Origin of the sequence: Paraburkholderia sp. UYCP14C, assembly GCF_004197395.1 — a bacterium.
In the GTDB taxonomy this organism is placed as follows: Bacteria; Pseudomonadota; Gammaproteobacteria; order Burkholderiales; family Burkholderiaceae; genus Paraburkholderia.
Map to the genome: position 1 here is coordinate 146,185 of NZ_SELS01000016.1, position 19,532 is coordinate 165,716.

Consider the following 19,532-nt stretch of genomic DNA (forward strand, 5'->3'; position numbering starts at 1 on the left):
AAGATGCGATGCGAAGAGAGTCGCGCGCTCATTCCAGAGGTTCCGCAATCACAGGAGAGTCGAGATGCACGCGAAGTACAGCAGGTTGGCGAAGGGATTGATCGGTGCTGCAGTCGGTGCCGCCGTGCTCTGCGGCAGTGCCGCGCAAGCAAAGGAATGGAAGACGGTGACGATCGCGCTCGAAGGCGGCTACGCGCCCTGGAACCTGACGCTGCCGGGCGGCAAGCTGGGCGGTTTCGAGCCTGAGCTGGTCGCGAACCTGTGTGCTCGCGCGCAGCTGCAGTGCAATCTCGTGGCGCAGGACTGGGACGGCATGATTCCGGGCCTTCAGGCCGGCAAGTTCGATGTGCTGATGGACGCGATCTCGATCACGCCCGAACGCGAGAAGATCATTGCATTCTCGAAGCCCTATGCGGCGACGCCGGCGACCTTCGCTGTGACCGACACGAAAATCGTGCCGAAGACGGCCGCCAGCGCCCCCCCGTTGAAGCTAGAAAACGACGCGCGGTCCCAAGCCCCCGCTGTGGACGCGCTGCGCACCGCCTTCAAGGGCAAGACGATCGGCATCCAGTCCGGCACGGTCTATACACGCTTCATCAACGAGAACTTCAAGGATGTCGCGTCGATTCGCGTGTACAAGACTTCGCCGGAGCGCGATCTCGATCTGGCCAACGGCCGCATCGACGCCTCGTTTGACGACGTGACCTACTACGCCGCCAATGCCGACAAGAAGGAAGCGTCCTCCACAGTGACGGTCGGCCCGAAGATCGGCGGCCCGATCTGGGGGCCGGGCGAAGGGCTCGCTTTCCGCAAGCAGGACGCCGACCTCAAGGCGAAATTCGACACGGCGATTGCTGCCGCGCTCGCCGACGGCACGGTGAAGAAGCTCTCGCAGAAGTGGTTCAAGACCGACGTGACGCCCTGAGCGGCGCCAACCGACTGGCCGCGCGCCGCGCAGCACCTGGTTGAGGGCGCGCGGCCCCGTTCGCAAGCCTTGCGTGGGGTAGGAAAATGTCTCTGTTCGAAATGCTTGGATTTGGTCCTGATGGCTGGGCCGGCGTGCTATTGCTCGGTGCGCTCATGACTGTTGTGCTGACGCTCGCTGCGCTCGCGATCGGTGCCGTATTCGGCGCGCTCATCGCCGCCGCGAAGCTCTCGCGCTATCGCACGGCGCGCGTGTTCGGCGACTGCTACACCACCGTCTTTCGCGGCGTGCCTGAGTTGCTCGTCATCTATCTGTTCTACTTCGGCGGCTCGACGCTGGTTTCGTCGATCGGCCAGTGGTTCGGCGCGGACGGCTTCATCGGCGTGCCGCCTTTTGCAATCGGTGCGTTCGCGGTAGGGATGATTTCCGGCGCTTACCAGGCCGAGGTGTATCGCGCTGCGGTATTGGCCGTCTCGCGCGGCGAACTGGAAGCGGCGCGGGCGATCGGCATGCCTACGCTCACCATGGCGCGCCGCATCCTGATTCCCCAGGTACTGCGATTCGCGCTCCCTGGCATCGGAAACGTCTGGCAGCTGAGCCTCAAGGATTCCGCGCTGATTTCCGTCACCGGACTGGTCGAACTGCTGCGCGCAAGCCAGGTGGCCGCCGGTTCCACACACCAGTACTTCCTCTTCTTCGTGGTGGGCGGGGCTCTCTATCTCGTGATGACGGGCATGTCGAACCGCGTTTTCGGCCGCGCGGAAGCGATCGTCGCACGGTCCTTCAAGCGCAATTTCGCACGTAACTGACCCACGGCGCCCCATCATGCATATCGATTTCGACTTCCTTCTCGACACGATGCGCCAGTTGATCGCGGCTGTCCCGATCACGCTGGGCCTGTTCTTCGCATCGCTGGTGCTGGGCGGCCTGCTCTCGCTCGTGATCGTGACGATGCGCGTGTCGCCGCACTGGCTGCCCAACCGCTTCGCGCGTGCCTACATTCTGGTGTTTCGCGGCTCGCCGCTGCTGATCCAGATGTTTCTCGTGTACTACGGACTCGGCCAGTTCGGTGTGATCCGCGAGAGTTTCCTGTGGCCGGTGCTGCGCGAGCCATACATCTGCGCCGTGCTGTCGCTGGCACTGTGCACGGCGGGCTATACCGCCGAAATCATCCGCGGCGGGCTGATGGCCGTACCAGTGGGGCAGATCGAGGCGGGCTATGCGATCGGTCTGTCGGGCTTCGCGCTGCTGCGTCGGGTGATCGGGCCGATCGCGCTGCGCCAGTGCCTGCCCGCCTATTCGACGGAGGCCGTGTTGCTCGTGAAGTCGACGGCGCTGGCGAGCCTCGTCACCGTGTGGGAAGTGACAGGCGTCGCGCAGCAGATCATCCAGCAGACCTATCGCACGACCGAGGTCTTCACCTGCGCCGCGCTGATCTACCTGTTCCTCAATTTCCTCGTTGTGCGGATCCTCGGACTCCTCGAACGCCGCCTCTCGCACCATCTGCGCCCCGCGCCGTCGGTCGTCCGCCGCCCCGCAGCGAAACTCGAAACCCATCGCGCAGCCTCGTGAGCCGCCGCCCCATCCGGAGAAACTTATGAATGCAGCTGCACCGGTCGCCCTTTCCGTGAGAAACATCCACAAGTCCTTCGGCGACCATCATGTCCTCAAGGGCATTTCGCTCGACGCTCACGAAGGCGATGTGATTTCCATTCTCGGCGCGAGCGGCTCGGGCAAGAGCACCTTCCTGCGCTGCCTGAACCTGCTCGAGATTCCGGACGATGGCTCGGTCGCGCTCGGCGGCGAGGAGCTCAAAATGAAGCGCCGCCGCGACGGCAAGCTGCAACCGGACGACCGCCGCCAGGTGGACCGCGTGCGTTCGCAGCTCGGTATGGTGTTCCAGAACTTCAACCTGTGGTCTCACATGACCGTGATCGAGAACCTGATCGAAGGTCCGATGCGGGTGCAAAAGCGCAGCCGCGCAGAGGCCGTCGAGGAGGCCGAGGCGCTGCTCACCAAGGTAGGGCTCGCGGACAAGCGCGGCCACTACCCGGCGCACCTTTCGGGCGGCCAGCAGCAGCGCGTGGCGATAGCACGAGCGCTCGCCATGCATCCGAAGGTAATGTTGTTCGACGAGCCGACCTCGGCGCTCGACCCGGAACTGGTCGGCGAAGTGCTGCGCGTGATGCGCGCGCTGGCCGACGAAGGTCGCACGATGCTCGTGGTGACACACGAAATGGGATTCGCCAGGCACGTGTCCAATCGCGTGATGTTTCTGCATCAGGGCCAGGTGGACTCGGACGGCACGCCCGAGGAGGTCTTCGGCGATCTGAAATCGCAGCGTTTCCGCCAATTCGTGTCGAGCCATGAAGACCGCAACACCCAATAATCCACCGGCAGGCCGCGCTATGTCAGTTACCCGTTCCGAGCAGCCTCTCGACTGGCGCGACGTTTGCGCAGTCGCGGCGGGCGCCACGCTGGAGCTTTCCGCGCACGCGCGTGCACGGATCCGTGCCGCTCGCGAACTCATCGATCAGATCGTTGCGCGCGGTATTCGCGCTTATGGCGTGAATACGGGCGTGGGCGCGCTGTGCGATGTGGTGGTATCGCCAGCCGAGCAGCACGATCTGTCGCACAACATCCTGATGAGCCACGCGGTGGGCGTTGGCGCGCCGCTCGGCGCCGAGGAGACGCGCGCGATCATGGCGGCCGCCATCAACAACTACGCGCATGGACACTCGGGCGTGCGTATTGAAGTCGTCGAGCGTCTGCTCGCGCTGCTCGAAGTGGACTGCCTGCCCGAGGTGCCCGCCTTTGGCTCCGTCGGCTACCTGAGCCACATGGCGCACATCGCGCTGGTCTGCGTGGGTGCGGGGCACGTGAAGTGGCGCGGCGAACGCATGAGCGGCGCCGAGGCGCTGCGGCGGCTCGGACTCGAACCACTGTCGCTCGAAGCGAAAGAGGGTTTGAGCCTCGTGAACGGCACGCCCTGCGTGACCGGCCTCGCGGCACTTGCACTCCGGCGCGCGCAGCGGCTGCTAGACTGGGCCGACGTGGTGTCCGCGATGAGCTTCGAAAATCTTGGCGGACAGATGGCGGCCTTCGACGCGGGATCGCTGGCGTTTCGCGTATCGCCCGGGCTTGCCCAGGTGGGCGCGCGCATGCGGGCGGCGCTTGCCGGTAGCGGCTTGTTGGGGGCGTCGATCGGACGTCGCACGCAGGATCCGCTCAGCATGCGCACGATTCCGCACGTTCACGGCGCGGCGCGCGACGTACTGGCCGCCACGGCGGAAGTGGTGAATCGCGAGCTGGCCTCGACGACCGACAATCCGATCGTCGCGGGTACACCGCAAGAGCCTCAGGTGTATTCGCAGGCACATGCAGTGGGCGCTTCGATCGCGCTCGCCATGGACAGTCTCGCCGCCGCGCTGGCTCAGGTCGCCGCGATGGCCGAACGCCGTCTCGACCGGCTCGTGAATCCACTGGTGAGCGGCTTGCCCGCCTTCCTCGCGCAAGCAAGCGGCACGCGCTCGGGCTTCATGATTGCGCAGTACACGGCAGCCTCACTGGTTGCCCAGAACCGGCGCGAGGCCGCGCCGGCAAGCCTCGACGGAGGCGTGACCTCGGGGCTGCAGGAGGATCATCTCTGCCACGCGACGCCGGCTGCGCTCAAGGCGCTCGCGGTGCTCGAAAACAGCAGCCGCATCCTCGGCATTGAGCTGCTCGCGGCGGTGCAGGCATACGACCTGCAGCCGGTCAAGGCCGAGCGCGCGCCATACACCGAGGGGCTGCACGCACAAATTCGCGCCATTGTGCCGACCTATCGCGATGACCGCCCGCTTGCCGACGATATGACGCTGGCCTTCCGCATGATCGCCGATCGCGATCCGCCGCCGGTGCCCGACCCGTTGCCCGCGAGGTCGGCGCCTGTCCTGTGGACGGCCACGGCGATGGAGCCCGCCGCGCGCAGTACCGCGCAGCCCGCCAACGACGCCATGCCTGGCGCAGTGAGCAGTTGAGGCACTCGAGTGGGCTCGAGCGAGGTGTGGCACAGCGCCAGCAAGAAATAGATCATGTTGGGAAGATGACGCGCATGAACTCTACAGTGCAGGCAGTGGAAGAAGCAGGACGGACGCGGACGCAGCGCAAGCTTGCGCCCGCATATGAGCAGATCAAGCGCTATGTGATAGAGCGCATCGCGGATGGCACGTGGAAGCCGGGGGACGCGATTCCTTCGGAGACCATGCTCGTCAAGGAATTCGGGGTGGCTCGCATGACAGTCTCCCGCGCCTTGCGCGAATTGACCACCGAGCGCGTCCTGACGCGCGTGCAGGGCTTGGGCACCTTTGTGGCGCCGCGCGAGTACGAGTCCACGGTGCTCGAAATCCGTAATATCGCCGATGAGATTGCGTCGCGGGGCCATCGACACGCCGCGCGCGTGATCGGACTCGAGACGAGCAACCTGCAGACGGCGATCAGCGAACTCGATCTCGCCAGCGGTCCGGTGTTCCACTCCACCATCGTGCATCTGGAGGACGGGGAGCCGATCCAGTATGAAGACCGCTACGTCAATCCAAAGGTGTTCCCGCACTATCTGGAGCGGGATTTCTCGTTGGAAACGCCCAATCGTTACATGGTGCGGCTGGCACCGATCCAGCGCGCGGAATTTCGCATCTATGCGCAAAAACCCGACGCGCAGATCCGCCGGCAACTGGAGATGGACATTGGTGAGCCCTGCCTCATGGTGTGGCGGCGCACATGGGTCGGTGAGGCGGTCGCGACAGCGGTTCGGCTATGGCATCCCGCCTCACGCTTTCATTTGGCTGGGCATGTATGAAGCGAGTGGGCTCCTGTCTCACATCGCGGCGAATATACCCTCGAAAAGGTGAGCCCGGCCGGTGAGAGAACAGGTTCAAGCAGTAGCTGACGCGCGGCCACGTCTTCCAGTTTCCCGCGCAGCCGCCATGAATATGTCGTTCATGGAAGGGACCCAGGTATCTCCGGAACAGGCCCATTGGATGACCGGGGTAGCCCCGTTACCTGCCCTTGAGCCGCTGATAGCGCGACCGGCTGGATTGGGTCGGAAATACGCGCTGACCACTGTCCGCTCCCGGGCCGCGAGATTCCACTGGCCGCTTTCCGGCGATGAAATTGAAGAGCGGGCTGACGCAGCCCGACCCACATCAGCCCTTCGGACTGGCGAGACCTATATGGCGGCTTCCGAATTGCTTCGGACATCCGCTTCGCTCGGGCCGCTGCCGCACTTCGGCCACTGCGGACGCTGAGCTACCGACCCTCATCGGGCGGCTGCACGGTGCTAACCGTGTCGTTCGCCCGAGCCGGCTCCAGAGACGCGACTCTCACATCGGCGAACGCGTACTTACGACCCACTACGGTCCTTCGGCTAGTATGTCGGAATGTCAGAACGACACTCGAAAGCGGCCATTGCATGACGGCGGCCGCGGAGATCAGGCCGTGAAGCGTGCGCTGTCTGTTGCGACTGATCAGGGGACCCACTTTCTGCCCCTGAATCGATCTTAAACATTTAGCCTGCAGACGAGGCGCAAGGCCATGCAATCACGTGTTGGCTGTGCCTAAGTCTCATGCAGCAGTTCGCCCTCCGTTGACTCGAAGAACTTCTCCCGTCATAAAACTCGCTTTTTCCGACGCAACAAAAATGATTGCGTCCGCAATCTCTTCAGGCGTTCCCGCGCGTTTAAGTGGAACGGTGGCGAGCATCGCGGCCTTGCCCGATTCGGAACCTGTTATACGGTCAAGCATTTCTGTCTGAATGGGCCCGGGAGCAACTGCGTTGACTCGAATATTGAACGCGGCCGTCTCGAGCGCAGCGGATTTCGTCAACCCCTCGACTGCATGTTTGCTGGCGACATAAAGTGCGTTCCTGGGGGCGCCGCGAATACCCATCGTTGACGATACATTGACAATGCTTCCGCCGCCCTGGGCGGCCATGGCGCGGATTTCGTGCTTGAGCGCCAGCCACGTGCCGAGAACATTGGTATCGAAAACGAAAGCGTATTGATCGACGTTCTGTTCAACTATCGGTGCCGGGTCGCCCTCGAAACCGGCGCTGTTCACCGCGATATCCAGGCGGCCAAAACGCGAAGTGACGCGGTCGACCAGGCCCTGGACCTGGTCCTCGAAACGCACGTCTGCCTGCACAAATTCCACTTCGGCACCAGACGAACGCAGTTGCTCTGCGAGCTTCCCGCCTTCTTCGAGTCGACGGCCCGAGATGACGAGCCGAGCCTTCTCTTTAGCGAACGCAATCGCTGTTGCGCGACCAATTCCAGAAAGCGCTCCCGTCACAAGTACTACGGGCGAATCATTCATTTTCCGACTCCTTTGGTAACCGGTTATAAAGATTCAAAGTTATCCGAGCCACGAACCGCGAAATTTCTTCGCGTGGCTCGTGTTGCGTTACGCGCTATAGCCACCGTCGACAGGAATAATTGCACCCGTAATGAAGCTCGCTGCAGGGCTGGCGACGAAGGCGACCACGGTGCGGAGGCCGAGCGATGTTGAGCGGGCCGCGCACTTTCAGTGAAGGACCCTTGTGACTGATCGCATGAATCCGTGCGGGATCGACGAAGACCCCGCTTTCGGTATCTCTTACGAAGGCGTCATCGGCGAAGCTGTCCCAAAGGCCGGTGACGACATCGACAAATTCGCGTGCTCGCTCGTATCGATCGTCATGGCCCATTTGGGATTCGTAGCCGAAGTTGAGGGCCGCGTCGGGGTTCGCCGTCGTCACTACATTCCAGCCAGCCCGACCACCGCTGATGTGGTCCAGCGACGCGAATCGCCTGGCAATGTGGTAAGGCGCATCGAACGTTGTCGAGGCTGTCGCGATCAGCCCGATCCGCGCAGTCACTGCCGACAGTGCCGAGAGCAGCGTGAAAGGTTCGAATGACGTCACCGTGTGGCTCCTCATGAGAGCCGCGACTGGCATGTTCAATAACGCCAGGTGGTCGGCCATGAAGAAGGCATCGAACTTCGCCTCTTCCAGTCGCCGGATCGAGCGACGCATCTGGTCGAGGCTGAAATTCGCATGCGGGTCAGCGCCCGGATAGCGCCACGCGCCCGTGTGGACGGCCGCTGGCCGCATGAATGCACCGAGGTGGAGTTGGCGAGGTTTAGCCATCTGTCGCTCCGTCGCGTCGAGTACCGCTGGCCTGATTGACGAGTCGGCGGCTGGTTTCAGGCGTCCAGGAAGGTCGTCGCATTGGCGACGAATGTCTCCGGATACTGATAGATCGACCCGTGATTGGAGTCCGGATAGACGATCAACTGCGCATTCGGCAGATGCTGCTGGAGCGTGAACGAATGCCTCGTCGGAATAATGACGTCGTTGCTGCCTTGGACGACCAGCACGGGCTGCCGGATCGATTTCAGATACTCCAACGCGCTATCGTTCGGCACATGCCACTTGCCGATTGCCTCGCCTTGAGCGGCAAGGGTTTGCTCGCTCACTTGCGGATCGCGATCCTGACGACGCAGCTTGCGCTCGAGAAAGGCAAGGCCGGCCTTCTGGCTGGCTTCGGACGGTCCGAAATGGACCGAAAGCCACAGATGTTCGGGCGGGTCATAGGAGCCGGCGAAGATTTCCGCAGAGCGGCTTTCCGACATGTCCTGCGAACGATGCCCGGTGCCGACGAGGATGATCTTGCGGACAAGGTCACCGCCCTGCAGCGCGATCTCCTGCGCAACGAAGCCGCCAATCGAAATGCCGAGTACGTCAACCTGGGTCAGACCCAGCGCGCGAATGAAGGCGATCGCATTGGCACCCATCTCCTGGAAACTCGTCGGGGTCTCGCCCGAAGAACTGCTGACGCCGGCGTTGTTGAACAGGATCACTTCGCGGTCCTTTGCAAAACCATCGGTCACTGCCGGATCCCAGTGGTCCAGGGTGCCGGTGTAGTGCTGATTGAAGACAAGCGGCACGCCACCCTGTTTGCCGAACCGGCGGTAGGCGAAGCGGATGCCGTTGGCCTCGACGAACTGGTTCGGTGCTGTATCGTGATTGATGCTGTTCATGGTTCAATCCTCTATGCTCCGACGCGCTAGTCAGGACGATGACGGTCTGTCGGAATTGATGGTTTCGTGCTGCAATGGTGTCAATATAGAGGGCAACCACGCCATGCACTAGCCATCAAACGAGGTTATGATTTATCCACAATGTGCATAGATCGAACGTAGGGCGTCTGGAGGAAGATGATGGACATCAACGCGTTGCGGATTTTCTGCCGTATCGCTCGACTGCAAAGTTTTTCCGCCGCCGCGCGGGAACTTTCAATCTCGCAATCGCAGGCCTCGCGCGCTGTCGCTGACATCGAGGCCGAGTTGGGCACGCTTCTACTGGCGAGGACGACGCGCGCGGTCATTCCGACCGAGGCAGGCGCCGAATATCTGATCCGTGTCGAAGCCGTGCTCGATCAGCTCGATGATGCCGAACAAAGCGTTCGGCAAGACGAGCTTCGTGGAACGCTTCGCGTTGGGATGCCGACAAGTGCCGGCGTGCGGGAGATCATTCCCCGACTTCCCCGTTTTGCTGACCGTCATCCGCTGCTACGCATCGAGGTTGTGCTCGACGACCGTCGCCAGGACCTTGTCCGGGACGCGGTCGATGTCGCCATCCGCATCGGAACCCTGCCGGACTCTAATGCGACGGCGCGTCTGCTCACCAGCTACGCACGGCTGATCGTCGCCTCGCCTGCATATCTCGCCCGATGCGGCACACCCATGTCACCGGACGCGCTCATCGGTCACCGGATCGTCTATGGACCCGCGGCCACTGTCAGTACAGCCTGGACGTTCACGCACAAGGGGATAACCAGCAATGTGCCGATAGAACCCAATATATCGTTCAGCGACAACGAGGGCGCGGTAGCAGCTGCGAAGGCTGGTCTGGGTATAACTTCGATAGGATACTGGGCCTGTCGCTCGGAGCTCGAGGACGGAACGCTTGTGCCGATCCTCACCGACTGGTCGATGGTCGGCACCAAGGTGCATGCCTATTTCCCCCTCGGCCGCGCGACCCGGACGGCGGCCCGCGCCTTCATCAATTTCTTGCTGGACGAGTTTAGCGAAGCGTCGACGTGACACGCATCTGGATGATGCCGCAGTATCTCAGTCGTGCGTTTGCCGCGTGTCCGCATGCGAAGGGGAGCCGCTGCATGCATTCGAACCTCGAGCCGGTTCGCGCGACAAACCGTCGAACGCCGCTATATCGAGTGACGGTTTGTCACACTCACCACAGTCGTTCGCTGGAGGCTCGCGGATGACTGTCTGTGGCCACCTCTCGGCCTTTTTGGGAATTTTCTATCGTGTTGCTGACCCGACCGTCGACCTGTGAGCGACGCACGCCCATGCCACCATCTCCAGCACGTTCGTCGCAAGATGGTTACTGCCGCGCCGCTATCCGCACGCGCTCACCGGCTTTGGTTCGCGCCGACGCGATCGACATGCCCAGGCCGAGCAACGTCAGGCAGACGACGGGCACCAGCATTGGAGCGCTTGCGTTGCCCGCGACCTTTCCTATGTAAGGCATCAGGTTCTGCGCGAAGAAGCCTCCGAGATTGCCAATGGAATTGATCGCCGCGATGCTGGCTGCAGCGCGGGCGCCCGTGAAGTATCGCGGGGGCAGCGACCAGAAGCATGGATAGAGCAGGGGAATGCATGCGCCGCCCAGCACGAGCGCGGCAAATTGCAGCGGCAGACCCGGCAGCACGAGACTGAGCGCGAAGCCGATCACGCCGACGCCCGCAACCATCGCCATCGCCCTGAGCACCACACCCTCGCGTTTCAGCTTCGCGGGCAGCCACAGCAGGAGCAGCGCGGAGAGCATCCACGGAATCATGTTGAGCAGGCCATTGAGCGACGAATGCGAGACGCCGCCGCTTTTCAGCAGCGTGGGCAGCCAGTACGTCACGCCGTAGAGCGACGTGGACATCAGCATGTAGCCGCACGCGAACATCAGCACACGTTTGTCGACGAGCGCCCGCCACGGATGCCCGGCGGCCGCTTGCGCCGGCGCCTCGCGTCGGAGCGCCGCGAGCATCAGCGTTTTCTCTTCGTTCGACAGGAATGACGCGCGTTCGACGGACTCGGGCAGAAAGCGCAACGCAACGAGTGCGACGAGGACAGCAGGTATCCCGGTTGCCACGAATACCCATTGCCAGCCGGCGAGACCCAGATTGCCGTCCAGCGACAACAGCAAGCCACCCGCGAGCGAGCCGAGCATATTGGCGAGCGCGCTGCCGAGCGTGAAGAAGCCGAGCATGCGTGTGCGATGACTCTGCGGAAACCAGAGCGTCAAATAGAAGATCACGCCCGGATAAAAGCCGGCTTCGGCGACACCCAGTGCGAACCGGAACGCATAGAAGAGTCCCGTTGAATGTGTGAATGCCATCGCCACGGTAATAGCGCCCCAGGTCGCCATGATGCGTGCGAGCCAAAGGCGAGCGCCGAAACGATGCAGCGCAAGCGTGCTCGGCACCTCGAACAGCAGGTATCCGATAAAGAAAAGCGACGCGCCCAGACCATATGACGCTTCCGACATTCCCAGCGCATGCACCATCTGCAGCTTGGCAAAGCCGACGTTCTGCCGGTCGATAAAGGCGATCAGGAACATCACGATCAACAGCGGCATGAGCCGCCAGGCGACCTTTTTCACGACAGCCTGCTCGGCAATCATGGTTTGGCTCACAGTCAATCTCCGGTTAACAATTCATATATATGTTTATGTGAATCTGCTTTCTCGGCAATGGGTACAAACCCGTTAGGCCAATATCCAAAGGCGCCATTCGGGTTATCACTGATCCGCTGTTGGCCATGATCATGGAATCATGTATATGAATTGAACGGAGACTACGATGCCTGCCGATGACCGGTTGCCCCGTTACCAGCGTTTGCGCGACGAAATGGTCGCTCTGATCGCGGCCCGCCATTGGCGGCCGGGTGAAGCGATCCCTACCGAGCAGGCGCTCGCCCAAAGCTACGACGTGGCGGTCGGGACGGTCCGCAAGGCCGTCGATCTGCTCGTCGCGGAAGGCCTGCTGGAACGCTTTCAGGGCAGAGGGACGTTCGTGCGCCGCGCGAGCTTCGACAGCTCCCTGTTTCGTTTCTTCCGCTTCCAGACACGGCAAGGCGAACGACGCATTCCAGAAAGCCGCATCTTGCGACGCGAGGTCGTCGATGCGCCGTCGGCCGTCGCCGCGACCTTGCAGATTTCGAGTAGCGCGCGCGTGATCCAGATGACTCGCCTGCGGCTGATCGACGACGTGCCGATGCTCGCTGAAGAAATCTGGCTGCCCTACGTCCGTTTTGCGGCGTTTGCGCAGATGGACCTGAATGAAGTCGGTGACCTGCTGTACCCGGTGTACGAGACGCAATGCAATCAGGTCGTGGCGTCCGCCACGGAAACACTGACCGTCGAAGCCATCGGCCCGTTGCATGCAAGGCTGTTACGCATCGAGCCGGGTACGCCCGCCGTCGTCATCGAGCGTCTTGCATACGGCTACGACAGACAGCCGCTCGAATGGCGCCGCTCACGCGGGCCTGCCAGCGAATTCATCTATCAGGCCGAGATCCGCTAGCGATCGCGCGCCCTCACAAACAGGTTGTTCCCACGCAGGAACGACGACCTTGGAGACAGCAATGTTCAAGTGGTTCAGCCAGATTTCAGGCAATGAACGCCGGACGTTCTGGGCGTGCTTCGGCGGATGGGCGCTTGATTCGCTCGATGTGCAGATGTTCAGCCTCGTGATTCCGGCGATCATCGCCGAGTGGTCGATCAGCCGCACGCAAGCGGGGCTCGTCAGCGGCGTCACGCTGGTGGCGTCGGCGCTGGGTGGCTGGATCGCGGGCATGATGTCGGACCGGCTGGGGCGCGTAAAGACGCTGCAATGGACCGTCGCGTTTTTTTCCGTGTTCACGTTCCTGTGCGCGTTCGCGCAGAACTATCCACAGTTCCTCGTGCTGAAGACGCTACAGGGATTTGGCTTCGGCGGAGAATGGGCGGCGGGCGCCGTGCTGATGGCCGAGACGATTCGCAACGAGCATCGCGGCAAGGCGATGGGCAGCGTGCAGAGCGCATGGGCGGTCGGCTGGGGCGCAGCGGTGCTGCTGTATGCGTTGATGTTCTCGCTGCTGCCTGCGGATACTGCGTGGCGTGTGATGTTCGGGATTGGCGTCGTTCCGGCGCTTCTGATTCTGTACGTTCGACGCAGCGTGCAGGAGCCTGCCGCGCCGGCCCGTGCAACGCGCGATGCGCGGGCGCGTCCGCAGCCGACGCCTGGCCTTGTCGTCGGCATCTTTTCTCCGCAAGTGCTGCGCATGACGGTGATCGGCGCACTGCTCGGCGTTGGTGCGCATGGCGGCTACTACGCGCTGATGACCTGGCTGCCGACGTTTCTGAAAAGCGAGCGCCATCTGTCGGTCTTGAGTACGGGCGGCTACCTCGCCGTCGTGATCGTCGCGTTCTTTTGCGGGTGCCTCGTGAGTGCGCAGCTGCTGGATCGAATCGGACGCCGCAAGACCATACTCACGTTTGCGATCTGTTGCGTGATAACGGTGATCGCCTATCTGTTTCTGCCGCTCGGCAATACCGCGATGCTGTTCTTCGGTTTTCCGCTAGGCTTTTTTGCAGCAGGCATTCCGGCAAGCATGGGCGCGCTGTTCAACGAGCTGTATCCGCGCGGGATGCGTGGCACGGGCGTCGGGTTTTGCTACAACTTCGGTCGCGTCGTGTCGGCGGGATTTCCGGTGCTCGTCGGGCATATGTCCGCGACCATGTCGCTTGGAACGGCGATCGGCATAGATGCGGGACTCGCGTACTCAATTGTCGTGCTGTCCGTGCTGATGCTGCCCGAGACACGCGGCCGCACGCTGGACGAAGCCACGCTCGAGCCCGAACACACAGGCGCGCTTTCTCACGCGCAAAGGCATTGACGCGCGAGGCACTCGCCGTAACCGCGCAAGACTGGTGATGAAGGAACGTCCATGATGGAGAAGTCGGGGATAGCGGCGAGCCACTGGGAGGCTGTGTATCGTCCAGCCCACATTGCATCTGTCGATACTCATGCTCATGTATTCGAGCGCGGCCTGCCGCTCGCCCAAAAGCGTCGCTACGCGCCCAACTATGACGCCACGCTCGACGCATACCTTGCCCAACTGGACACGCACGGGGTATCGCACGGCGTGCTTGTGCAGCCCAGCTTTCTCGGCACCGATTGCAGCTATTTGCTCGATGCGTTGCGCCGCGCGCCGCAGCGGCTACGCGGTGTCGCGGTGATCGAGCGTGATTGTCGGATCGACACGCTGGCGGAGATGGCCAATGCGGGCATTGCAGGGATTCGGCTGAACCTGATCGGACATGCCGATCAGCCGCTCGACAGATGGGTGAGCGCGCAAACGCTCGCCCATGTCCGCGATCTGAAATGGCATGTCGAAGTGCATGCCGAAGCTGCGCGGCTGCAGGGCGTCGTCGAGCCGCTTCTGGACGCTGGCATGAATGTCGTCGTCGATCACTTCGGCAGGCCCGATCCGAATATCGGTGTAAAAGACGTAGGCTTTCGCCGTCTTCTTCAACTGGCTGACACGCAGCGTGTGTGGGTGAAGATATCGGCCGCGTACCGGAATCGACGGCAGCTTCGCCTGGATGACCACGATGCGCACGACGCATTTCATTTTCTGAAAGCGGCCTTTGGCGTGCATCGCCTTATGTGGGGCAGCGACTGGCCGCATACGCAGTTTGAAGCGGACGAGGAATTTGCTCACGCGCTCGGACTTCTGCGCGCGCTGCTCCCGGTTGAAGAGGAGCGCAGGGTTGTCCTGGCAGACACGCCTGCAAGACTTTACATGTTCGACATTGCGTGACTCACATGGCGCATTGCAAGGGCAGGACCGGCTAAGCGGGTTGTCGAGCCGCGCAGCGGCGCCAAGGTCCCGGTGCAGCCATGAACAAACATTCGACTCCAGCGCCTGGATCGCTGACAATCCCGAAATTCGAAACATGGACGTGGTCCCAGTCCAGGCAATTGGATGCATCATCTGAAATGACTCGCACAGGCAATGTGAGTGAGTGCGACGAGACCCGGAGGTGATTAGGGAAATGCAACGCACGAGCTTCAGGCTGTTGACCTGCCAAAGAAGCGGCATCGAAGCTGTGGAAGCGGACACCACGCTCGTCTTTGGCCGCCACACCCATGAGCAGTTTGGTGTAGGTCTGATCGAGCGCGGCGCACAGAAATCGGCGAGCGGCCGTGGTCTCGTCGAAGCCAGTGCGGGTGACGTAATCACTGTCAATCCTGGTGAAGTGCATGACGGGGCACCGATCGGCGACGGCGGGCGCTCATGGCGAATGCTGTATCTCGACCCCGCGATCGTTGCCGAACTGGCCACGGACATTACGGAAGGCCGCAAAGGAGCGACTTGCGAGTTCAGCCAACCGAAAGTCAGTGACCGACGAATCGCGGCGCAATTCGGTCAGCTTTTTCGGGCAATGACTGGCAAGATTGCAGACCCAAACGGACTCAGGGCAGACGAGACCTTGCTGCTCGTGCTAGCTGGCTTGCTCCAGCCTGCACCGGCCACACACCGGTGCATTCCAGCCGGAATCGCTTTGGCCCGAGCCCTGATCGATGACGATCCCCCGGGGATGGTGACGCTCACGGCGCTCGCAGGCGAAGCCGGACTGAGCCGCTATCAGTTCCTGCGCGGTTTCGCGAAAGCGACCGGCCTCACGCCCCACGCCTACCTCCTGCAGCGCCGCATTCATCACGCACGCCAGTTGATCCGTCATGGCGCGCGGCTCGCCGAAGCTGCCGCGCAGAGCGGTTTCTCCGATCAGAGCCATATGACGCGGCTGTTCGTCCGTAGTTTTGGCATGACACCGGGTGCGTATGCCAGGGGAGTCGGCTGACCGCCGACGCCTGCAATTTTGTTCAAGACCGTCGGACCGCCGACGCCGAGAATCGAGGCTCAATCTCTTTCCCCGGCGGGAGGCACGATCTTGCTATCGTTCTTTTTACCGTGTGTTCATCGCGACATTTCAACGCGCGTCACACGCATGCTCCGGTTTTGCGCATCCAGGACGCAGAGGCCATGAGCATCGAATTTCTGGTCACGTCGCTGATCGTCGTAGCTTCACCCGGAACCGGCGCACTCGTCACAGTCGGCGCTGGTTTGTCGCGTGGGGCGCGTGCAGCAATCGTCGCAGCATTGGGCTGCACGCTCGGCATCCTGCCGCACATGGCGGCGGCGATCACCGGTCTGGCAGCGCTTCTGCATGCAAGCGCTGTCGCGTTCTCGGCGATCAAATATGCGGGCGTCGCCTACCTGCTCTTCATTGCCTGGAAAACCCTTGAGGAAAAAGGACCGTTGAAGATCACGTTCGACAGCCCCGCCCAGACCGACCGGGATGTGATCTTGCACGCGATCCTCGTGAATATTCTCAACCCCAAACTCTCGATCTTCTTCTTCGCGTTCCTGCCGCAATTCATCGATCGCGGCGAAAATCAGCCTGCGCTTGGCATGCTGGAACTATCGCTCGTCTTCATGGCGATGACGTTCGTCGTGTTCGTGGCGTACGGCGTCTTCGCGGCGAGGGTCCGTGACCGCATTCTGTCGCGCCCCGAAGTTCTCAAGTGGATGCGCCGGAGCTTTGCTGCTGCGTTCGTCGGGGTAGGGGTCAAACTAGCCTTGGTGCAGCGGTAGGCCTTCTATCCCGGCACGGCGTGGACGCTCGGATACCACCACCTATCGGCGCATGATCTCTGCAACGAGATCTCCGGCGGAAAATTGCACGGGACACTGTCTTCTGGTTCCGTCTGGAGCGCGCTTTATTCAATGGCGCTCTTCGCGGCAATTGAATGGGCGGCTTTTAGAAAGTTGAACGACCGAACTGGGTCGACGGGAAGACCCGTTCATTGACGTGAGAGGTGCCATTCGCCGACGCCGGGTCGCGAATGGCAGCAAGCCAACCTGGAGTCGCCGCACCGATTCTATCTCCGAGCGTCTCCTATGGCCGACAAGGAACACTTCACTGTTGGGAATCGAGTGGCCGGTTCCTGACTGGAACCGACGCCTGAACGTCTGAGCGACGTTTGATGCGAACGGCGCTTCGTGGCCGATTGGGTGAGGTCGCCAACGGCCGCTTACTGGCATTCCAGTTCGCAAACTTGAAATTGGCTGACTGACCGGTTTGGAGCAAGTTGTCTGACCGGAGTGGGTCGGTTTCGGGCGACCGTGTCGGGCAGTGACCGGCCAATGCGGGTCGTTCGACGCTCCGCCAGTCTGGTTCCGCCCGCATCCCTAAGCGGTCACTCACGGATCGACGCCGGCCAAATCAAAGCCGATGCCCTCCGCGATTTCCGGAGGCGGATCACCGCAAGCGGATCTGACAAAATCACTCACCCGGCACTGGGAAAACGTCGCTGACGCGACAGGCGTCGCTTATCGTGGCTATGCGACAGACCATCTGCGAATAGCGAAGGGATTGAGCGGGCGAGTGCAGCACGGCGAATTCGCCGGCTCGCCGTCCCGACTCTGCTACAAGCATTTCTGCGCTTGCTCAGGTAACAGGCACGAACTCTCCTGCGGCGAAGAACCACGCCGACATCGTCCGTGCCAATTCGAGCACGACCTCCGCGTCGGTCCGGCCGGAGGACGCGCGCACGTGGAACGAATGATCTGCGTCGTCCACCACATGCAGCGTGGCGCGTGGCCCCAGCGTCTCGACGAGAGACCTCAGCAGGTGAAGCTCGGCCAGCTTGTCGCGCGTGCCCTGCAGGAAGAGAATCGGCACCGTCACGTCCGCCAGGTGCCGTGCCCGCTCGACGCCGGGCTCGCCCGCCGGGTGCAGCGGGAACGCGACGAAAGCGAGGCCACGCACGCCGTCGAGCGGGGAGATAGCTTGGGCTTGGGAAGTCATGCGGCCGCCGAACGACCTGCCGCCGGCGAAGAGCGGCAGGGCTGGCAGCCGCCGGCGGGCCTCTGCGACGGCTGCCCGCACGGCAGCATGTGCCACGGCCGGCGAGTCCACCCGCTTGGAGCCCCGCTCCATGTACGGAAACTGGTAGCGCAGTGTGGCGACATTGGTCGCCGCAAGCGCGTCGGCCAATGACGACATGCCGACGTGCTGCATGCCCGCCCCGGCACCGTGCGCGAAGACATACAGGGCTCGCGCGTCCTCCGGCACCCGCAGGAGCGCGGAGACCTTAGTGCCGTCGGGCAGTGCCAGGGAAAGCGATTCTGGGTCGTCCATCGTATTCAGGTCGTGTCGTTGTGGCCTTAGCGCCGATTCTGCATCAATGAGGCATCGGGGAGCGTTTGTGGCGGCCTTCGGCAAGGCATTGCGCAGGCGGAGTTTGCCGGTCGATCCATGGAGCGCGCGCCCATCGTGAACGGCCCCGCAGTCGCGATGTGTCGGTTGACGACCGCAAGCCCGACCTGTGGGCCGCAACGTGATCCGCGCCTTGAGACGTCTGCGTAATAGCGCGCCTGCATCATTGTCAGCGAGCTGTTACGACACTGCAATCAACGTCAAAGGAAGTTCTCGAAGGGCAGTTCATTTATCTGGCTCTCTGGAAGAGCATGTCCGGCTGCAGAAAGTTCTGGGTTCGGCCACAACCTGCCACTGACAGTTCGCCGTCTCGATCTCTTGCTCTCAGCCAACTTCTATCCATATCGGGATGCGAGACGCTAGCCGAGAAACCCTGTATTTTGACATGCATCAAAATATATTTTGACTTAGTCAAGCACTATCCCTACCGAGACCGCATTTTTGCGACTAACAAAGACAGACAAAGACAGTCAGCGGACACGTTTTTCTATATTGAAAACAGAGGCCAGGGAGACACAATTATGGGAAAGCTTGCATCGAGCGTAATAGTCGTGATTTCGATCACCGCGATCCAAACCATAATACCGGCGGCGGCAGGTGAAGGCATTGCAGAGCGCCCGGGTAGCCCTTCCGAGGCAAATATCCACTGGAACATTTCTGGCACTTGGCGGTTCATCTCCAATAATACCCCCGGTACGCTGACGTTACGGCAGGAGCCAAGCCCGCAGCGTTGCAAGCGACTCACTGGGATAATGGATGCAGGTGATTACAGCAACGTCGTCGGACTTTACTGTCCTTCCGACCTGCGAATTTATATCGGCCGGTACAAGCAGGGAGAATTAACGCCTTTTCAGATGTATGAAGGCTATGTTTCAAACTCCGGTAGCGTCATGGCTGGAAGTTTTTTTTACTGGGGCAACGAGGGCCCGGGGGACTTTCCTACGGCCCCGTTCATAGGCGAACGTCAATAATAGGCAGCTTCTACCCACGTGTACGGGTTGGATGTTTTCAGTATAAATTCCATATTTGGTTGACGGCCGATGACTAACTTCCCGGAAGGTATGTCGAATGTCTCATATGGGTCGGATACGGTCGATCGCATGAGAAGAAATGGTACAACTTTGGCGCGGACGTAGGCCTGTCGCAAGAACTTTGACGCATCGTCCAGGAGTTAATGTCAATTCTGGTGTATGCGGGGGCAGAGCATGATCAAGCGGCAAGCGGTTGCTGAGCCGGTGCGCTTTC

At 61.7% G+C, this 19,532-nt stretch carries 18 protein-coding genes and 1 pseudogene; 13 read left to right on the forward strand and 6 right to left on the reverse strand.

What is annotated here, in order from left to right:
- Positions 1-64 precede the first annotated feature (64 nt).
- The 6 genes from EVC45_RS17310 to hutC all read left to right on the forward strand — a co-directional run bounded on the left by EVC45_RS17310 (position 65) and on the right by hutC (position 5,762).
- Positions 65-925, forward strand: a complete 861-nt coding sequence (locus tag EVC45_RS17310) for a transporter substrate-binding domain-containing protein (RefSeq protein ID WP_129959158.1) — start codon at positions 65-67, stop codon at positions 923-925.
- A gap of 86 nt (positions 926-1,011) precedes the next feature.
- Complete coding sequence (locus tag EVC45_RS17315) at positions 1,012-1,734, forward strand: ABC transporter permease (protein ID WP_129959159.1); 723 nt, start codon at positions 1,012-1,014, stop codon at positions 1,732-1,734.
- Positions 1,735-1,750: 16 nt separating this feature from the next.
- Positions 1,751-2,497 carry an ABC transporter permease gene (locus EVC45_RS17320; RefSeq protein ID WP_129959160.1) on the forward strand — a complete coding sequence of 249 codons (747 nt, stop codon included), beginning with the start codon at positions 1,751-1,753 and terminating at the stop codon, positions 2,495-2,497.
- A gap of 25 nt (positions 2,498-2,522) precedes the next feature.
- On the forward strand, positions 2,523-3,314 hold the full coding sequence (locus EVC45_RS17325) for an ABC transporter ATP-binding protein (RefSeq protein WP_129959161.1): 792 nt from the start codon (positions 2,523-2,525) through the stop codon (positions 3,312-3,314).
- Between the two features lie 19 nt (positions 3,315-3,333).
- Positions 3,334-4,944, forward strand: a complete 1,611-nt coding sequence (gene hutH, locus EVC45_RS17330) for a histidine ammonia-lyase (RefSeq protein ID WP_129959162.1) — start codon at positions 3,334-3,336, stop codon at positions 4,942-4,944.
- Between the two features lie 74 nt (positions 4,945-5,018).
- Positions 5,019-5,762 carry a histidine utilization repressor gene (gene hutC, locus EVC45_RS17335; protein WP_373683026.1) on the forward strand — a complete coding sequence of 248 codons (744 nt, stop codon included), beginning with the start codon at positions 5,019-5,021 and terminating at the stop codon, positions 5,760-5,762.
- A 764-nt stretch (positions 5,763-6,526) separates the two neighbouring features.
- Here hutC and EVC45_RS17340 read toward each other — a convergent pair.
- The 4 genes and pseudogenes from EVC45_RS17340 to EVC45_RS17355 form a co-directional block, all read right to left on the reverse strand.
- Positions 6,527-7,276: an SDR family NAD(P)-dependent oxidoreductase gene (locus tag EVC45_RS17340; protein WP_129959163.1), complete on the reverse strand. Its 750-nt coding sequence runs from the start codon at positions 7,274-7,276 to the stop codon at positions 6,527-6,529.
- Between the two features lie 87 nt (positions 7,277-7,363).
- Positions 7,364-7,444, reverse strand: coding sequence for an SDR family oxidoreductase (locus tag EVC45_RS17345; RefSeq protein ID WP_248295164.1), 81 nt, complete (start codon positions 7,442-7,444; stop codon positions 7,364-7,366).
- 7 nt (positions 7,445-7,451) lie between these two features.
- Positions 7,452-8,087 (reverse strand): annotated as a pseudogene (locus EVC45_RS17350) (NtaA/DmoA family FMN-dependent monooxygenase); the annotation flags it as partial.
- Between the two features lie 56 nt (positions 8,088-8,143).
- The gene (locus tag EVC45_RS17355; protein ID WP_129959164.1) at positions 8,144-8,980 is read right to left on the reverse strand and encodes an alpha/beta fold hydrolase; all 837 of its coding nucleotides are present in this window, start codon (positions 8,978-8,980) and stop codon (positions 8,144-8,146) included.
- A 177-nt stretch (positions 8,981-9,157) separates the two neighbouring features.
- Here EVC45_RS17355 and EVC45_RS17360 point away from each other — a divergent pair, with 177 nt between their 5' ends.
- Entirely contained in the window at positions 9,158-10,045 is an 888-nt protein-coding gene (locus tag EVC45_RS17360) for a LysR family transcriptional regulator (protein ID WP_129959165.1), read from the forward strand.
- Between the two features lie 301 nt (positions 10,046-10,346).
- Here the strand turns inward: EVC45_RS17360 and EVC45_RS17365 are convergent, their stop codons facing one another.
- Entirely contained in the window at positions 10,347-11,639 is a 1,293-nt protein-coding gene (locus EVC45_RS17365) for an MFS transporter (RefSeq protein ID WP_373683027.1), read from the reverse strand.
- A 178-nt stretch (positions 11,640-11,817) separates the two neighbouring features.
- On the opposite strand from EVC45_RS17365, the gene EVC45_RS17370 reads away from it, so the two are divergent.
- From EVC45_RS17370 to EVC45_RS17390, 5 genes are all read left to right on the forward strand, one after another.
- On the forward strand, positions 11,818-12,540 hold the full coding sequence (locus EVC45_RS17370) for a GntR family transcriptional regulator (protein ID WP_129959167.1): 723 nt from the start codon (positions 11,818-11,820) through the stop codon (positions 12,538-12,540).
- A gap of 61 nt (positions 12,541-12,601) precedes the next feature.
- The gene (locus tag EVC45_RS17375; protein ID WP_129959168.1) at positions 12,602-13,894 is read left to right on the forward strand and encodes an MFS transporter; all 1,293 of its coding nucleotides are present in this window, start codon (positions 12,602-12,604) and stop codon (positions 13,892-13,894) included.
- Between the two features lie 51 nt (positions 13,895-13,945).
- Positions 13,946-14,821: an amidohydrolase gene (locus tag EVC45_RS17380; RefSeq protein WP_129959169.1), complete on the forward strand. Its 876-nt coding sequence runs from the start codon at positions 13,946-13,948 to the stop codon at positions 14,819-14,821.
- A gap of 235 nt (positions 14,822-15,056) precedes the next feature.
- On the forward strand, positions 15,057-15,866 hold the full coding sequence (locus EVC45_RS17385; protein ID WP_129959170.1) for an AraC family transcriptional regulator: 810 nt from the start codon (positions 15,057-15,059) through the stop codon (positions 15,864-15,866).
- A 182-nt stretch (positions 15,867-16,048) separates the two neighbouring features.
- A complete protein-coding gene (locus EVC45_RS17390) occupies positions 16,049-16,660 on the forward strand; it encodes a LysE family translocator (RefSeq protein WP_129959171.1) in 612 nt (203 codons plus the stop codon).
- 856 nt (positions 16,661-17,516) lie between these two features.
- On the opposite strand, the gene EVC45_RS17395 is transcribed toward EVC45_RS17390, so the two are convergent.
- Positions 17,517-18,209 carry an alpha/beta family hydrolase gene (locus EVC45_RS17395; RefSeq protein ID WP_129959172.1) on the reverse strand — a complete coding sequence of 231 codons (693 nt, stop codon included), beginning with the start codon at positions 18,207-18,209 and terminating at the stop codon, positions 17,517-17,519.
- Positions 18,210-18,808: 599 nt separating this feature from the next.
- Here EVC45_RS17395 and EVC45_RS17400 point away from each other — a divergent pair.
- Complete coding sequence (locus EVC45_RS17400) at positions 18,809-19,258, forward strand: hypothetical protein (protein ID WP_129959173.1); 450 nt, start codon at positions 18,809-18,811, stop codon at positions 19,256-19,258.
- The last annotated feature ends 274 nt before the right edge of the window (positions 19,259-19,532 follow it).

Excerpts from the sequence above, each read along its gene's own strand:
- hutC (WP_373683026.1), top strand. The coding sequence starts at position 5,019 with ATGAACTCTACAGTGCAGGCAGTGGAAGAAGCAGGACGGACGCGGACG.
- EVC45_RS17315 (WP_129959159.1), top strand. The coding sequence starts at position 1,012 with ATGTCTCTGTTCGAAATGCTTGGATTTGGTCCTGATGGCTGGGCCGGC.
- EVC45_RS17355 (WP_129959164.1), bottom strand. The coding sequence starts at position 8,980 with ATGAACAGCATCAATCACGATACAGCACCGAACCAGTTCGTCGAGGCC.
- EVC45_RS17375 (WP_129959168.1), top strand. The coding sequence starts at position 12,602 with ATGTTCAAGTGGTTCAGCCAGATTTCAGGCAATGAACGCCGGACGTTC.
- EVC45_RS17390 (WP_129959171.1), top strand. The coding sequence starts at position 16,049 with ATGAGCATCGAATTTCTGGTCACGTCGCTGATCGTCGTAGCTTCACCC.
- EVC45_RS17320 (WP_129959160.1), top strand. The coding sequence starts at position 1,751 with ATGCATATCGATTTCGACTTCCTTCTCGACACGATGCGCCAGTTGATC.
- EVC45_RS17370 (WP_129959167.1), top strand. The coding sequence starts at position 11,818 with ATGCCTGCCGATGACCGGTTGCCCCGTTACCAGCGTTTGCGCGACGAA.
- EVC45_RS17385 (WP_129959170.1), top strand. The coding sequence starts at position 15,057 with ATGCAACGCACGAGCTTCAGGCTGTTGACCTGCCAAAGAAGCGGCATC.
- EVC45_RS17340 (WP_129959163.1), bottom strand. The coding sequence starts at position 7,276 with ATGAATGATTCGCCCGTAGTACTTGTGACGGGAGCGCTTTCTGGAATT.
- EVC45_RS17360 (WP_129959165.1), top strand. The coding sequence starts at position 9,158 with ATGATGGACATCAACGCGTTGCGGATTTTCTGCCGTATCGCTCGACTG.
- EVC45_RS17325 (WP_129959161.1), top strand. The coding sequence starts at position 2,523 with ATGAATGCAGCTGCACCGGTCGCCCTTTCCGTGAGAAACATCCACAAG.
- EVC45_RS17365 (WP_373683027.1), bottom strand. The coding sequence starts at position 11,639 with ATGATTGCCGAGCAGGCTGTCGTGAAAAAGGTCGCCTGGCGGCTCATG.
- hutH (WP_129959162.1), top strand. The coding sequence starts at position 3,334 with ATGTCAGTTACCCGTTCCGAGCAGCCTCTCGACTGGCGCGACGTTTGC.
- EVC45_RS17400 (WP_129959173.1), top strand. The coding sequence starts at position 18,809 with ATGGGAAAGCTTGCATCGAGCGTAATAGTCGTGATTTCGATCACCGCG.
- EVC45_RS17380 (WP_129959169.1), top strand. The coding sequence starts at position 13,946 with ATGATGGAGAAGTCGGGGATAGCGGCGAGCCACTGGGAGGCTGTGTAT.
- EVC45_RS17395 (WP_129959172.1), bottom strand. The coding sequence starts at position 18,209 with ATGGACGACCCAGAATCGCTTTCCCTGGCACTGCCCGACGGCACTAAG.
- EVC45_RS17310 (WP_129959158.1), top strand. The coding sequence starts at position 65 with ATGCACGCGAAGTACAGCAGGTTGGCGAAGGGATTGATCGGTGCTGCA.